The sequence below is a fragment of the Pseudoalteromonas sp. T1lg65 genome (assembly GCF_051930985.1).
Taxonomy (GTDB): Bacteria; Pseudomonadota; Gammaproteobacteria; order Enterobacterales; family Alteromonadaceae; genus Pseudoalteromonas.
Window position 1 is genome coordinate 3,338,370 of sequence record NZ_CP196837.1, and the last position, 16,066, is coordinate 3,354,435.

Annotated in this window: 13 protein-coding genes; 1 reads left to right on the forward strand and 12 read right to left on the reverse strand. The window is 40.5% G+C overall.

Annotation, left to right across the window (positions count from 1 at the left end; translation table 11 throughout):
• The first annotated feature begins 24 nt into the window (after nucleotides 1–24).
• Complete coding sequence (gene galU, locus ACSLBF_RS14865) at nucleotides 25–924, forward strand: UTP--glucose-1-phosphate uridylyltransferase GalU (RefSeq protein WP_440054138.1); 900 nt, start codon at nucleotides 25–27, stop codon at nucleotides 922–924.
• Between the two features lie 79 nt (nucleotides 925–1,003).
• Here the strand turns inward: galU and ACSLBF_RS14870 are convergent, their stop codons facing one another.
• From ACSLBF_RS14870 to gmd, 12 genes are all read right to left on the reverse strand, one after another.
• On the reverse strand, nucleotides 1,004–1,648 hold the full coding sequence (locus tag ACSLBF_RS14870; protein WP_440054139.1) for a hypothetical protein: 645 nt from the start codon (nucleotides 1,646–1,648) through the stop codon (nucleotides 1,004–1,006).
• Between the two features lie 191 nt (nucleotides 1,649–1,839).
• Nucleotides 1,840–3,474, reverse strand: coding sequence for a hypothetical protein (locus ACSLBF_RS14875; RefSeq protein WP_440054140.1), 1,635 nt, complete (start codon nucleotides 3,472–3,474; stop codon nucleotides 1,840–1,842).
• Nucleotides 3,475–3,802: 328 nt separating this feature from the next.
• Entirely contained in the window at nucleotides 3,803–5,923 is a 2,121-nt protein-coding gene (locus tag ACSLBF_RS14880; RefSeq protein WP_440054141.1) for a YjbH domain-containing protein, read from the reverse strand.
• 162 nt (nucleotides 5,924–6,085) lie between these two features.
• On the reverse strand, nucleotides 6,086–8,044 hold the full coding sequence (locus ACSLBF_RS14885) for a polysaccharide biosynthesis protein (RefSeq protein WP_440054142.1): 1,959 nt from the start codon (nucleotides 8,042–8,044) through the stop codon (nucleotides 6,086–6,088).
• A 137-nt stretch (nucleotides 8,045–8,181) separates the two neighbouring features.
• On the reverse strand, nucleotides 8,182–8,736 hold the full coding sequence (locus ACSLBF_RS14890; protein WP_440054143.1) for a sugar transferase: 555 nt from the start codon (nucleotides 8,734–8,736) through the stop codon (nucleotides 8,182–8,184).
• A 15-nt stretch (nucleotides 8,737–8,751) separates the two neighbouring features.
• Nucleotides 8,752–9,678 (reverse strand): UDP-glucose 4-epimerase family protein, encoded by a 927-nt coding sequence (locus ACSLBF_RS14895; RefSeq protein ID WP_440054144.1) that lies wholly within the window; start codon nucleotides 9,676–9,678, stop codon nucleotides 8,752–8,754.
• On the reverse strand, nucleotides 9,671–10,432 hold the full coding sequence (locus ACSLBF_RS14900) for a glycosyltransferase family 2 protein (RefSeq protein WP_440054145.1): 762 nt from the start codon (nucleotides 10,430–10,432) through the stop codon (nucleotides 9,671–9,673). The genes ACSLBF_RS14895 and ACSLBF_RS14900 overlap by 8 nt, the downstream gene beginning before the upstream one ends.
• 7 nt (nucleotides 10,433–10,439) lie before the next feature.
• On the reverse strand, nucleotides 10,440–11,855 hold the full coding sequence (locus tag ACSLBF_RS14905) for a phosphomannomutase (protein ID WP_440054146.1): 1,416 nt from the start codon (nucleotides 11,853–11,855) through the stop codon (nucleotides 10,440–10,442).
• Nucleotides 11,856–11,998: 143 nt separating this feature from the next.
• Entirely contained in the window at nucleotides 11,999–13,426 is a 1,428-nt protein-coding gene (locus ACSLBF_RS14910; protein WP_440054147.1) for a mannose-1-phosphate guanylyltransferase/mannose-6-phosphate isomerase, read from the reverse strand.
• A 5-nt stretch (nucleotides 13,427–13,431) separates the two neighbouring features.
• Nucleotides 13,432–13,905, reverse strand: a complete 474-nt coding sequence (locus ACSLBF_RS14915) for a GDP-mannose mannosyl hydrolase (RefSeq protein ID WP_440054148.1) — start codon at nucleotides 13,903–13,905, stop codon at nucleotides 13,432–13,434.
• A gap of 10 nt (nucleotides 13,906–13,915) precedes the next feature.
• Nucleotides 13,916–14,881 carry a GDP-L-fucose synthase gene (gene fcl, locus ACSLBF_RS14920; protein ID WP_440054149.1) on the reverse strand — a complete coding sequence of 322 codons (966 nt, stop codon included), beginning with the start codon at nucleotides 14,879–14,881 and terminating at the stop codon, nucleotides 13,916–13,918.
• Between the two features lie 68 nt (nucleotides 14,882–14,949).
• Nucleotides 14,950–16,065, reverse strand: a complete 1,116-nt coding sequence (gmd, locus tag ACSLBF_RS14925) for a GDP-mannose 4,6-dehydratase (RefSeq protein WP_440054150.1) — start codon at nucleotides 16,063–16,065, stop codon at nucleotides 14,950–14,952.
• Between the last annotated feature and the right edge of the window lies 1 nt (nucleotide 16,066).

Here is a 16,066-nt window from a genome sequence, read left to right on the forward strand (position 1 = left end):
ACCTAGTCAAAATATGGACTTTTTATGAAAGCAGTTATTCCTGTAGCGGGCCTTGGCACGCGCATGCTTCCTATGACCAAAGCTATTCCTAAAGAAATGCTGCCTTTGGTTGATAAACCGTTAATCCAATACATAGTAAAAGAATGTGTTGCGGCGGGTATTAAAGAAATTGTATTAGTCACCCACTCGTCGAAAAACGCAATAGAAAACCATTTTGATACGAGCTTTGAGTTAGAAGCAACCCTTGAGAAACGGGTTAAGCGTAAACTACTGGACGAAGTTCGCTCGATTTGCCCTGATGATGTGACCATTATGCATGTTCGCCAAGGCGAAGCTAAGGGCTTAGGCCACGCTGTACTGTGTGCCAAACCTATTGTGGGCGACAACGACTTTGTAGTCGTACTGCCGGATGTTATCTTGGATGAATACACCGCAGATCAAGCCTCTGAAAACTTAGCTGCAATGATCAAGCGCTTTAAAGAAAGCAAGGCGAGTCAAATTATGCTTGAACCCGTGCCGCAACAAGATGTAAACAAGTACGGCATTGCTGATATCAACGGCTCAAAGTTAAATCCAGGTGAAAGTGCGCCAATCAAGCACATGGTAGAAAAACCAGATATAGAAGATGCACCATCCAACCTTGCAGTGGTGGGTAGGTATGTTTTATCAAAGCAAATTTGGCCCCTGCTAAAGCGCACTCCACTCGGTGCTGGCGGCGAAATTCAATTGACCGATGCCATCGATATGCTCATGGAAGAAGAAACCGTTGAAGCATTTCATATGAGCGGACGTTCTCACGATTGTGGCGATAAACTTGGTTATCTTAAAGCGATTGTTGAATATGCAGCCAGAGACAAAGTGCTAGGCGAGGCATTCAGCGCATTTTTACGGGACTATCAGCAGCTAAATTTGGATCTGAAGTAGATTTCCATGTTATCCCGTAAGTGCACCGCGCTATACGGGTTCTACCCTACGCTTATCGGTATTAACCTTTGCACTAAGGTTAATTATGCCGTTCAATAAAACGTTGCCAACTTGCGTTTGGATTTATCACTCGTACCTGTGAAACAAGCTGCTTAAGTTTTATAAAATCGGGAGAAGTCGCTTTCTCCCCTTCTATCTTTAACCCAAGTAAATAGGGCAACGCGACTCGGTACTGTGCTTGTATCGCAGCGATATGCAACTGTTGCTCAAAGTTTAGTCGCAAACTACTAATAGCCGTTTTAACGCCTTGGTTATCTACATTTGGCAAACCACACTTTTGCAAATACCCCAGGCGCTCTCCTTCCCCAGAAAACCAGATCCTGACTTTTTCACTATATCGCCCTGTTTTTGAAGGTAGGTCAAACAACAAACGTGTTTGTTTTTGTGAGCTGACGAAATTAATGAAATCTTCTAATCCTGCGTGCCAAAGTGCGGGATGAATGGGCACAAACCTTGGCTGAAGCTTGCCGTGGGTCGAAAATTGAAAACAGCGAATATGCTGATGTGTGACAATATCATTTAGCAGTAGGGAGCCCACTTCATCACTATAGGCACCTGTAAAATAACAGATAAGTGGAACCCAAAAATGCCAGTGTTTAGGTTGCTCTCGCTTTTGCTTTTCATCTGAGTAGATATAGCCATTATAGAGACTGTGAAGTTCCATAGCTGAAAAGGCTCTACGGCCCAAATGAGATTTCAATGTAACGTGACCTCAATTCACTTGTTATTGTTTGGCGTTTGTACATACCACTTTATCTATAACAGATGCGAGTTCATACTCAGTTTATCTGCTCCAGAAAAAAGAACACCACCCAAGTGGGTGGTGTTCAAATACTGCTTAATTATTAAAAATAATTAGTCAGTACCAGTTACCGGAACTTCACGACAAGTTAACGAAACCGGTTGAGTTATATCAGCATCATCATTAGTAACTGTTGTATTAAATGCTGAAGATTGACCGCCCTGAGCAGTTTTCGCGCCACGGATTGTTGTGCGAATTCTATAACTAGCGCCATCTTCTAGACCATCAAGTCTGAACTTAGACTCTCCAAGAGCCTGAGCAATTGACGCTGCTTTGCCTTCTTTAGCATATGTAACGATTGAGCCAGAAAGGTCTACAGAAACGTCTTGCTTTTGCGCACATGTCCCATCTAGAACTAGTGTTTTCTCGATCAATGTTACTGGGCTACCTAAAGTCACAGGAATGGTTCCACAAATAGGAACATCTGTCGCTGTGAACCAATCACGTCCCGAGCGGTCGAATAATCTTACGTTAGCTGTTGCATCTTCGCTAATGCCATAGCGACTTGTGACTGACGCTGGAATAACTGTTTTGCTAGTTTGGCCACCGCGGATGTAACTACCTGCAGAGCCATCGGCTGAGCTTAATGTGATGCTTAAGCCACCAGCGGGAACCGTTCCACTATTAATGCTTACCGCTATACCGTCAGTACATTTATCCGCAGATTTGCTCACTGTAAAGAAGGTCAGGTGATCTGTTTTAAAAGTTGCTTTGTGAGAGCCGTCATCATTCATCACAACAGTCGCCGGTTGTGATTCGCTACTCCAAACGCCCGTATCTTCATTGTAAGAAGAAACATTCAGTGTTTCACCAGCGTTAAGACCGCTATCAGCAGGTAACGCGATAGATACATCGATAGGTGTTGTGAATTGTTTAACCTTAGTATCACCAGCCGTCATCGTAATACTCGTAACACCCTGTACATCGGCTACCGTGTCAGAGTCAGCTGAATTTAGACCTTCAGGAATAATTAAGCCAGTATTTGTATTGGTCGAATCTGCCGCTAAGACACTAATTGCAACTTCACCTTCAATAACATTTCCATCCGCGTCTTGTAGTGAAGTACCCACAGGCACTGAAAGGTCAGCCCCGGCACTGCCTTCAGTAGCACCCGCTGAGATAACTTCTGTTGTGCTGCTCGCTACAGTAGCTGGTGTTGTTTTTGCTACGACACCTTGAGTCTCAGTAAGTGACACAAGACCAAAGGTTAGAGGAATATCTTTTGCGTCTCCTTCCGGAACTGCATCAAGATCAACTAAAAAGCTTTTCGACACATAGCCATCTTGCGTTACCAAAGCTGTCACTTCACCTGACGCACCAGCTTTAGTCAGAAATGTAAAAGATCCTGAATCATCAACCGTTACCGAAGCTAGATCTTCTTCGTTTACATTTGTTAGTGTAGTTGCTGGCTCTCCGTTAACCAAGAAGCTAACTGTGGCACCCTCTAAAACATTACCTCTTACTTCATCATTGGTAATATCGATGACGTTCACTGAAAATACTTTTGATGGCTGCTCAGTGTCAACTTCAGGAGCAACAATTTCCACCTCAGGTTCTGTCTTTGTTGGTGGCTCTACAACTACATTATTGTCGTCATCGCTGAAGCAGCCTGATAACGTCAATACCGAGGCAATTGAAAGCGCTAAAAGTGATTTTTTATTAGCAAGCATAATTAGTCCTTGTTCCATTTTGATATACCTTTTCAGGTACATACGCGCGTTAGATTAGTCAGAGTGTAAATAATAGAGAAAAATGTAGAAATTTCCACCTATTCTCCAAAGTTTTTCTTACTTAGTGGCAATAAAAAAGTGTGCGATAAAAGGTACTTAGGATATGCAATAAAAGATTACAGAAAGTCACAATCACAAGTCCCTAATTTCCAACACTGTGCTCGAGCCAATATCTGAAAAGCTGTGAGCAATTAAAGTTAAGCCCTTAATCACACATACAATACTGACTTCTTATACCAATTCTCTTAATTAGTTGATCAGATATTAATGTGAATTGGCATTACCACTACTTATAATTAATATAGGCCTCTCTGAGCCTAGCAAGGTTAGCATAAATATAGCTGCTCGATAGCCGACCTTGGTTTAAGTAAGTTCTGTTAAGGCTAATATCAGTATCTAGTAGCTGAGCCTTACCCAACGTAATGTTGTTGTGTGACTCGCCAATTAAAGTACTCACCGATTGACGCCAAGCATGGTTGCCTTTTATTTGCCCGTATTTGATTGCTGGTAAATCCTTACGCGGTGTCAGCGGAATACTAAAGGCTATTCCCGCTTTTTGCGCATCGGTTGTATCTTGTACAAACACCGAGATATAACTGTCACCAAACCAGAATCGGCTTTCTAGCTGTACACCTTTATCATCGTAAAAAAACTTACCCGCTGTCGCATGAAAAGACACGTCTTTTTCTACCCAGTTATAGCGGTAAGACAGGGTTTGATAATCTCTATCCGTATCGTAATCTTCATACTCAAGATAGCTAATTTCAGCGCCTAACTGGTGACGACCATTTTCACTCAACCAAGTCGTTTCGTTTTTAAAGCCCGTGTAATCTAGATCGTACTCTCTAAAAAAGCCAATATGTGTTTGGTTATAAACTCCGTATGGCAGCGCAAACGTTTGATATAAAGTAGCACGCGTTAAACCGTCCTTCTTCGCAGAACGCGCAAATGGACGGCCTTTTTCAAAATCACTCGTTTTGGTGATCTCTGACTGCGCACTAACACTTAACCCGGCGCCGTACCACATAGGTAAGTCTAAGTCGACTTTTGCAGCAAGAGAGTAGTCCAGCACACCTAATTCAGTAGCTACTCGCTTTTCAAGAGCTGGTCCAACTGATAATCTGGGCTTAAAGTAAGGACTATTGGCTTTTGGCATACCTACCCATGACACGCTACCGATTGGGTCCATTTCACCATGGCGTATATCCATATCCGGCGTTACACTGTTATTAATAAACTCACGATAGTTATCTACACTACCGCGTACCGACAACATGGGAATGCCGCGATTTAATAGCTGAACGCTATATTTTGCATTAGGTTCATCCACATGTTCAGCGATACGACCAAGCACCACACCGATAGCATCAATATCGTTACGATTAAATATATAGTTTTCAAAGCTGACCACAATATGTGGGTCACGATTAAACCCAACGCTGACTGCTTCAAAGCCATCATCAACTAGGGCGTTTTTTAATTCTCTAGTTTGGAGTGTAAGCGACTTGCTGAAAGCATCTCGCTCTGAAACTTCTTGTTTAGCTTGTTCCAAAGGCTTTTGTGCTAATTCACGCTGCTTTTGATAGTGCGCTTTAAAAGCAGCTTCGCGTTTTTTATGATTATTTAAAATAGGAGTAGGTGCTGCTTCAGCCGGGTCGTTGAGCTTTGCTTGCTCAAACAACGGCATAGAAAAGTTCACACCCCAGAAGGTGTCTTTTTCAGCATAATCGGTATTACTGTACAGCTTGCCACTAAATGTTAATGTACCCACATCATAAATCCATTCTTTTGGTACAGTCACACGTATACCAGCATTCGCCGCCTCGGCATCATGTTCAACCTGCAACGCTAACCAGTCCAAAGGCTGCCACTCGATACCAGCAAAAGCACCATCCATCTGACCTGTTAGTCGGTCACTCACAGCAACCCCCGCGGAAAACCTAAAGTCATTCCACTCTTTAGAACCGACAATATAATAGGTTTCATAATTATTAGCTGCACCACCAATATCTTTTGCGCCGATAGCCAAGTTAAACCAATCTTTGGGTATCAAAGGTATTTGGTACTTGGCATTGAGAGATAAATCGCGAGTTTGCTCTGCATCAGGCTCCAAAATAAGGTTGTCGTGCATCGTACTAGAGGCAATCATGCCGTTGATTTCTAGCCCATCAAACACACCTGCAGAGAATACAAAGTTATGTCCATCAATGTATTGCTGACCGCGTAAATCGAGCTGATTATTGTAAGCGAAATCAACAGTGCCTTTTTCTAAGGTTTCAGCATTAGGAGTGTTTAACAGACCTGTGTAACCTGAAAAAGAAGTGTAATTGTTAACTACTGTATTGGAGAATACTGGGGTACTTAAAAGTACAATACCACCAGCTAAAACATTATTTATTTTTGACATCAACGCAGACCAATATTTGTTGTTTATTTTATAGTAAAATGCTTTTCATCAAGCAAATGCGGCTATTCTCTCTAATTTATAAAATCATATAAATAAGTAATGCAAAAACAGAGTACCACGCCCAGATTAACCCAACTCAATTACCAATAGCAAAGACATCGCTTACTGGCTTCTGAGATGAACAACATTTCTTGGTTCTTGCTCAAGTTCAATAGTGCTTTGTTTTTCATTCCATACAAGATCGCAAATTCCATCGGTTGGATTAAAGCCCGTAGGCGCTTCCAATAACAGGTTTCGAATTTCTTCATGATCAAAGTTATGACATGCATTATCCATTGCTTTTATGAACGCTTCTAGTTCAGTTATAGGAAGTTTTGCTTCATTCGCGGTCATAATACGAGGATGTGAAGTTTGCTCAACGTTGTCACCAATAAGTAACTCTTCAAAAAGCTTTTCCCCTGGGCGCAAACCAGTACATTGTATTTCTATATCTCCGTGCGGATTAGACTCTGACTTAACCTCTAGACCAGACAAATGCACCATCTTGGTTGCTAAATCCTTAATTTTCACAGAGTCGCCCATATCGAGTACAAACACATCACCGCCTTTCCCCATTGCACCAGCTTGTATCACTAACTGAGCAGCTTCTGGAATTGTCATAAAAAAGCGTGTGATATCTTTATGTGTGAGCGTGATAGGGCCACCTTCTTTTATTTGTTTACGAAATAATGGGACAACAGAGCCACTTGAGCCCAGCACGTTACCAAAACGTACCATACAAAAACGGGTATTTTTAGCAACTGTTTTACTACTTGCAAACGCCTGCAAAACCAATTCAGCCATTCGCTTTGTCGCCCCCATTACATTGGTTGGGCGAACCGCTTTGTCAGTTGAAATTAGAACAAAGGTCTCCACCCCAGCATTAATAGCAGCCTTAGCAGTATAGTAAGTACCAAACACATTATTGCGTACACCTTCTACAACATTTTGCTCAACTAAAGGTACATGTTTATAGGCTGCGGCATGATAAACCGTTTGCACACCAAAGGCCTTCATACAGGTTTCAATACGATTAATGCGCTGTACAGACCCCATAACTGGCACAATTTCAGTTAAGCTATTTTTAGATAGCGCTAACTGATTGAGCTCTTTTTCTATACTGTATAAAGCATATTCGGACACTTCAAATAACACTAACTTGGCAGGCTCATTTAAAACAATTTGCCGGCATAGCTCAGAACCAATAGAGCCACCGGCTCCCGTGACCATAACCACTTTATTTTTAATATTTGCTGCCAAGAGTTCGGGTCGAGGTGCTACTGGATCACGACCTAACAAGTCTTCTACTTCAACTTCTTTTACTTCACTAAGCAGCGCTTTGCCATCGATAACATCGGCCATGCCCGGCACAGTCATAACCTCAAGCGGTAACTTTTCAAGCTTAGTGAGAATTTCTTTACGACGAGAGCGAGAGGCGCTTGGTAGTGCCAACAGTACTTTTTTAACCCGTTTTTTATCTATTAAGTTGTAAATTTCTTCAAAGGCGACAACTGGGATCCCTTGTATTATCGCATTATGCTTATTTTGATCATCATCAATATAAGCTGTTACATAATAATCAGGCCCCGTCGCAAGTGCAGTAGCTAATTGCCGACCAGCATCTCCAGCACCGTAGATAACCACTGGTGTTTTGGTAAAGGAAGTTAAGCGCCATATAAGTGCACGCACTAAAATACGTGAACCACCGAGAGAGAGAATCATCAACCAAGCATAAATAAACGGCATGGTACGAGGTATGGCTGTTTGGGTAAAAAATGACGCCATAACCAATATCACAGTACTTATCACGGTACCGAGCACCACAGCACCCACTGCATTTGCGCCCACATACCTAAGCACCGCTCGATACAACCCTAAGCGCACAAACACAAACAAACTTGCCGGTAACAACAACCCCAATACAAGCCAGTTTTTATAGTTACTTAACGGGGCTAGGCTATCTAAGCGCACAATAAGTGCAAGCCAAAAAGCTGAGAAAATAAAAATGGAATCTAAAGCCAACGTAATAAGGCGCTTTTGACTGCGAGAAGCACCTAGTAAAGCCACAAACCAACTATCCATTGTGTTCCCTTATTGTTCCTATCGAGAATTAAAAAACGCAGACAGAATAAAAGCGTAGTACAAGCTGTAGTATATACAAAAATAGTCAAAATATATGTGGAAAAGTAAAAAGGCTCTTGATGAAAGAACCTTTTAAATCAGTGCCTGCCTACTCTATCTCCAGAACCACTACCAGTTACAGTCATAACGATATACTTGAAATAATTAACCACTGATAATGTATCAATCATTTGTTTATCTGTTTTTGCGAGTAACTCAGGAGTAGACATATCAATTTCGTTTACCTGTGCAAGGCCAGTAATACCTGGTCTCACAGTGTATATTTCTTTAGATTCTCGTGCTTTAGTTAGTTCTTCTTGGTTGTAAAGACCTGGGCGTGGACCTACTAGGCTCATTTCACCTTTTAATACATTCCATAGCTGGGGAAGCTCGTCCAGCTTTGTTTTACGAAGAAAGTGACCAAATGGTGTTATAGAAGAAGAGCTAGCAAGATGGCTCGCAACAGATGCCGTGTCTAATTTCATTGTTCTGAACTTAACTAGTGTAAAGGGCTTTTTATATCGACCCACTCGCTCCTGAGTAAAGATTGGTGAGCCGGTATCGAATAAACCAATAACGTATAAAATAACCAAGAACGGAAATGCGAATAAAAGGCCAAACAAGGCAAACAAAAAGTCGAGTAAACGTATCATATTACAACCCATATGTTATTTCTTTGTTGCAAGCTTGAAGCCATGCTCAATAGAATAAGGGGGCGACCAGTTAAGTGTATTTTTAGTATGAGTTATATCTAACTGAAGTGAACCTGTAAGCCTATCAATGATAGTTTGCTTATTTAACAACATCCCAGCTAAATTAAAGCACCATACCGGGACTGGTAAAGCTAGGTTTTTTTTATTTTGCACCTTAGCCATCAATGCAACTATTTCTGCGATAGATAAATCATGACCATCACTTACTAAAAATATTTGATTTGCAGCTTTCGGGTGCTCAATGCATACTTTAATCAAATCAACTAAATTATAAACCGATACTAAGCTACGTTTGTTATTTTTAATTGCTCTAAAAGGCAGTGGTAAACCTTTACCAACAAGCTTCATTAGTGATGCAAAGTTAGCCTTAACACCTTCACCATAAACAAGTGGGGGCCTAATGATAACAACCTCCATACCAGTTTGCTTACCCAATTCTAGTAACTGCTCTTCAGCTTCAGCTTTAGAAATACCATAAGGGTCTTCAGGGGCCGGTATTTTATCAGCTGTGAAAGGTCTTGTAGAAGTTGTACTTTCACCATTCACTTTTATTGAACTAATAAAAATAAAACGCTTCACGCCAACTTGAGCTGATTGTTTTGCTAAATTAAGTGTACCGGCAGTATTAACTGCTCTAAATTCACTTAACGGATCCCTTGCCAAATCATCCATAACATGGGCTCTAGCAGCACAATGTATAACAACTTCAACGTTATTCAATAAATTTAAGTAATCAGTATCCTTAGCTATATCTGCATTATAGTGATTCTCACACTGCAAACCTGAGCGACTCAGTAATTTTAAAGAATAGCTATCTTTAATTATTTCTGTCAAATGCTTACCAATAAAACCTGTAGCACCAGTAACTAATACATTAGTCATTAACTTTGGGTCTCTTTAAAAGCTCTAGTAACTTAAAGGGTAACTTCAAAGTTAAAAAGAATAAATTGGTGTAAACGCCATTTTCTCCACATGCATTCACAATTTCTTTATTCAAAGTAATTGAACTTTTTAGTCCTGAAGTACTTACTCCCCCATCACGCATGCGCACCAGAATTTTACTTATGTGCTTATAACTAACTTTGTGAATGAGTAAAAACCTAACAAAAACTTCATAGTCTGCTGATATTTTATAGTTAATTTTATATAAGCCACATCTATCGTAAACAGACTTTTTAATAAATGTAGCGGGATGCGGCGGCATCCAACCAAACCTCAACTTCCATGGTTTAAAATTAGGCAATGAATAAAAACGAGTTACCTTTTCTAAATTGTCTGATTTAACAAATATAAGATCTCCAAACACAACATCCGTTTCTGAATCAAAGTGGCATACAGTTTTAGAAATTACGTCTTCGGATTCATAAAAGTCATCAGAATTTAAAATACCCACAATATCACCAGTAGATTTTTTAACCCCTTTATTCATGGCATCATAGATGCCTTTGTCAGGTTCACTAACAATAGTAGCTATTCGCTCTCGATATTTATCAATTATACCTAACGTCCCATCACTTGAGCCACCATCGATGACTATATATTCTATCTCTTGATAATCCTGAGACAACACTGACTTTACCGTATCTTCAATTGTTTTTGCACTATTGTAACAAACTGTAATTATTGAAACTTTCATTTGTTTCCTAAGCTTTAATTATACTAAAAGTGGCCATGACTAAGCTTTTAGCAACCTCTTCAGAGCTCGATTCAGCGTAACAACGTAATTCAGGCGCATTGCCCGAAGGCCTTAAATGCACAATATCTCCATTCTCAATTGTTATGCGTAAGCCATCGGTTAAATCAACTGTATATTCTAACTCGTACCCTAATTTAACTAAAAAAGAGCTCGCGTCTTTTTCTAACTCAGCAATCAAATCAAGGCTTTTTTCTTTGGCAAAATTTTGTAATCTATCGCTTGCCGTAAAGCGGTTTGGTAACTTAGTTAACTGTTTTGATATGGGTTCTTGTTCAGCTAATAATAAAATTGCTGGTAATAAAGCATCCCGGGTAGGAAGAGCAGCTAGTTTTTTACCGTTAACATCTATAGAAGACCCTAAAATATAACCGCCATTCGCTTCAAAACCCGCAATCGAAGAGTATTGTTCGCCTAACTGTTCAAACTCAGCAATAACATAAGGTGAACCAATCTTTGTGCGCTTAACTTGTTTAAAGCTTTTAGACAGTTCGATTGCAGTGTTACAACTTACAGGTATTGCGAGCGCTTCAATGTTGAGTAACTGGCTACACAATAAACCTAATATATCACCTCTTAGCCAATTGCCGTGTTCATCTGCAATTAGTGGGCGATCTCCATCACCATCTGTTGATAAAATAGCATCAAAGTTATACTCTTTTGACCAGTTTAATGCGCGTTGTTTGTCTTCATCTGATACCGCTTCTGTATCTATCGGAATAAACTCATCGCTTCGGCCTAAACTGAAAACATTCGCACCAAGCAATTCAAATAAAGCTTTATAAATATCTCGCCCTGCGCTTGAGTGCTCATAAATACCTATTTTTTTACCTTTTAGAGCATCTGTTTTAAAGAGTGATAAATAGCGCTGGCTATATGCCGTTTTTGCATCTGGATTATCGTGTAATTCTGATAAATATTGTGGCAGAGCTTCGAATGAAGCATTACTAGCTAAAATAGCTTGCTCATCTGCTTTTGTAATTTCACCATCTGGGCGATAAAATTTAAGCCCATTTCGATCAAATGGAATATGACTACCTGTTACCATAATACAGGGCATACCATCTTGTATGGCTTTATAAGCAAGAGCTGGCGTTGGAATAACGCCATAATATACAACCCGTAAATCACGTTGTTTTAATACAGTTGCACACGCCTGAGCTATAGTATAACTACTAGGACGGTTATCTATCGCAATTGCCACTGTATCAAAGGTAAATGCATTTTCTATCGCTGTAATAAAGGCTATAGCAAAGGCTGCACTCACATCTGGAGTGAAGTCTTCAACAAGCCCACGTGCGCCACTAGTACCAAAAGCAATACCACTTTCTGTGATAACTTCGGCACAAATTAATTTATTTTCCATATAAAACCTTTTAAAAAGTCGTACAAGGAGGAAGTAACAACTACGAGTTGCAAGCTTAAGGTGACGAACTGTAAATACACCCAATCCATAGTGACTTACCTAAAGGCCGAGTACCTTTTCCCTCATAAGTGCAGCTTGCGCCTTTAAACCTCTTTGTGAATTACCTTATTCACTCGACCATAGCGGTCTTCAAAGCGCACAATATCATCTTCACCTAAATACGAACCAGACTGCACTTCAATAAGCTCTAAATCCACTTTACCTGGGTTTTCTAATGCATGAACAGCTGTAATTGGAATGTAGACCGACTCATTTTCTGTAACAAATTGCTCGGTGTTATCGATTTGCACCTTAGCAGTGCCTGAAACCACAATCCAGTGCTCAGCTCTGTGGTGGTGCATTTGAACCGACAGTTTGGCACCAGGCTTAACTGTGATTCTTTTTACTTGGAAACGCTCGCCATTATCTACTGAGTCGTATTTGCCCCAAGGACGATAGACTTCTCGATGGAATGTTACTTCTGAGCGCTCATCAGCTTTGAGCTGGCTAACAATTTGTTTTACTTTTTGAGACTCGTCTTTATGCGCAACTAACACAGCATCTTTTGTATTGACGATTACCAAGTCTTCAACACCCACAGTAGTAACCAATTTGTCTTCACCAAACACTAACGTGTTTTTTGTATCTACTGATTTAACATCACCGATGAAGGCATTACCGTTCTCATCTTGCTTAGACACTTCCCATAGCGCTGCGAAGCCTCCTACATCACTCCAGTTTGCATCCATTGGTACCACGGCTGCATCTTTCGTGTGCTCCATCACAGCATAGTCAACGGATTCATCTGGGCATCCTTCAAACGCTTCTTTATCCACACGTATAAAGTCCATGTCATTGTTTTGTACTTGAATTGCTTTTTCACACGCTTCGTAAATATCTGGACGAAATACCTTTAGCTCTTCAAGGTAGCGACTTGCTTTGTATAAGAACATACCACTATTCCAGTAGTAGTCACCGCTTGCGATGTATTCTTGAGCTGTTTCTAAGTTTGGCTTCTCGACAAAGCTCTCAACAACAAAGCCATGTTCGACTTCTGCACCTCGCTTAATGTAACCATAACCTGTCTCTGGTGTATTACCAACTATACCGAAGGTGACCAGTTTACCCTGCTCTGCTAGCAGCTTTGCTCGATTAACACTTTCCTGAAAAGCTGCATGATTTTCAATGACATGATCCGCTGCCAACACAAGCAGTAATGGATCTTGATTGTTTTCAACCGCTTTAAATGCAGCCAATGCAATAGCAGGAGCTGTATTGCGGCCTACAGGCTCTAAAAAAATACCACTGTGCGCTACGCCTATTTGACGAACTTGCTCAGCCGCAATAAAGCGATGTTCTTCGTTACAAATTAACATCGCAGGTGTGTGCTCAAGACCATTTAATCTTAAAATTGTTTCTTGTAACATGGTGTTTTCACCATGTAATTTTAAAAATTGTTTTGGGTAGTTACTGCGTGATAATGGCCATAAACGCGTGCCTGAGCCGCCTGCCATAATGATAGGAAGTATCATAATTGTTATCCCTGTGTATTCTGTAGTGCTTCAAAGTACCATTTTGTATGTTTATGGACTTTGTTATCTCTTAGTAGACTACTTGGATCAAACCATTGATATTTACCATGCTGAATATTATGAGGTAAATCATTAAGTGGTTTGCTCAATTTTAAAACATAAGCGATTGCAACGTAATGCGTGCCAAAGCTATCTCCAAAAACATTGTCGTCATAAAAGTGGTCATAAGGACCTAAGAGGTTCGCTTCTGATATTGAAAACGCTTCTCCAAGCTCTTCTTTGGTTAGCCTTTTGAATGCCTCTGCAAGCGACTCATTTTTTAAAACTCGCCCACCAGGAACAAACCAACTCCCTTGTGCAGGCTTATTTAATCGCTCACCTAATAGAGCTTGATTGTTTTGATTCAATATTACTAAATCTATTGAAACGAGCGGACTGCTTTCAATCACCGTCGAAAACGTGCTTTTATCAAGAAACATCCTATGTTCTCTATTTTCTGAAACTATCTTGATTAGCTAAAAACCACTCATATGTATTTTTTAGACCTGCCTCTAGAGAAATGCTGTACTCCCATCCCAACGACTTAAGACGTGAAACATCCATAAGTTTACGTGGCGTACCATCAGGCTTTGTTGCATCAAATTCAATTTGACCTTCAAAACCAACTACTTTTGCAACCGTTTCAACAAGTTCTCTAATTGTACAATCGACACCTGTACCTACATTTATGTGGCTTAACATCTCTTGTGTATTTACATTATATGTTTCTGCATCTAAATTCATAACATGAATTGAGGCTGCAGCCATGTCATCTACATGTAAAAACTCACGCATCGGCTTGCCTGTACCCCAAGCGACTACTTTGTCATCGCCTGCTGATTTGGCTTCATGAAAGCGGCGTATTAAAGCTGGGATAACATGGGAGTTTTCTGGGTGAAAATTGTCATTTTCACCATACAAGTTAGTTGGCATGACAGAGCGATAGTTACGACCATATTGCCGATTGTAAGATTCACACAGCTTGATACCTGCAATTTTAGCAATCGCATAAGGTTCATTGGTTGGCTCTAACACCCCGGTTAACAACGCAGTCTCTGTCATTGGTTGCTCTGCAAACTTTGGATAAATACAACTTGACCCTAAAAATAGTAAATCATTAACGCCTGATAAATGCGCACTATGGATAATATTATTTTGAATCATTAAATTCTCATAAATGAATTCTGCAGGGTAAGTATTGTTCGCAACAATCCCACCTACTTTTGCCGCCGCAAGATACACTTGGTCTATTTGATTCTCTTCAAAAAACGTGCGAACAGCCGGTTGCTCCAATAGGTTTAATTCAGTTCTGCTTTTTGTAACAACCTGAACATCTTCTGATTGCTTTAACTTTCTGACTATCGCACTGCCGACCATACCATTATGGCCTGCGACAAAAACTGTTTTAGAACTCATTTATTTATCCATTATAAAACCCAGCATAAGCTGGGTTATCTTTATATTTCTTACTCTCTGCGCAGAGACTATTCTACTGAAACACTCACATCATAGCCATGGGATTTCAATAGTGCATGCTGCTTCGCTTTAGCTAAATCATGTTGCACCATTTCTACACACATTTCTTCTACAGTAATCTCTGGCTCCCAACCTAACTTCTCTTTCGCTTTAGTTGGGTCACCCAGTAATGTTTCAACTTCTGCTGGACGGAAATAACGCGGGTCAACTCGCACGATTACATCACCTACTGCTAGTGCCTGTGCGTTATCACCTTCTATCGCAACCACTGTCGCTATTTCATAAACACCTTCACCACTGAACTCAAGCGTAACACCCAGCTCTTTTGCTGATAACGACACAAACTCTCTTACTGAGATTTGTTTACCTGTCGCGATTACAAAATCTTCCGGTGTATCTTGCTGAAGCATCATCCACTGCATACGAACATAATCTTTTGCATGCCCCCAGTCTCGTAACGCATCCATATTACCTAAATATAAACACTTCTCTAAACCTTGCGAGATATTCGCAAGACCGCGTGTAATTTTACGCGTTACAAACGTTTCACCACGACGTGGAGATTCGTGGTTGAATAAAATACCATTACATGCATACATACCATAAGACTCTCGGTAATTTACCGCAATCCAGTACGCATACATTTTCGCGACAGCGTAAGGTGAGCGAGGGTGGAAAGGCGTTGTTTCCTTCTGAGGAATCTCTTGTACCTCACCATAAAGCTCAGAGGTTGACGCTTGATAGAACTTAGTCTTTTTCTCTAACCCAAGAAAACGAATTGCTTCTAATAAACGCAAAGTACCAATTGCATCTACATCAGCAGTATATTCTGGTGCTTCAAACGATACAGCTACGTGGCTTTGGGCACCTAAATTGTAAACCTCATCAGGTTGTACTTCTTTAAGAATACGAGTTAAATTAGACGTATCCGTTAGATCACCGTAGTGTAAAAAAAACTTAGGGTTTTCCTCATGCCTATCTTGATAAATATGGTCTACACGCTCGGTATTAAAACTTGATGCTCGCCGCTTGATGCCATGAACTTCATAGCCTTTTTCAAGTAGAAACTCAGCTAAGTAAGAGCCATCCTGTCCAGTTACGCCGGTAATTAAAGCTCTTTTCATC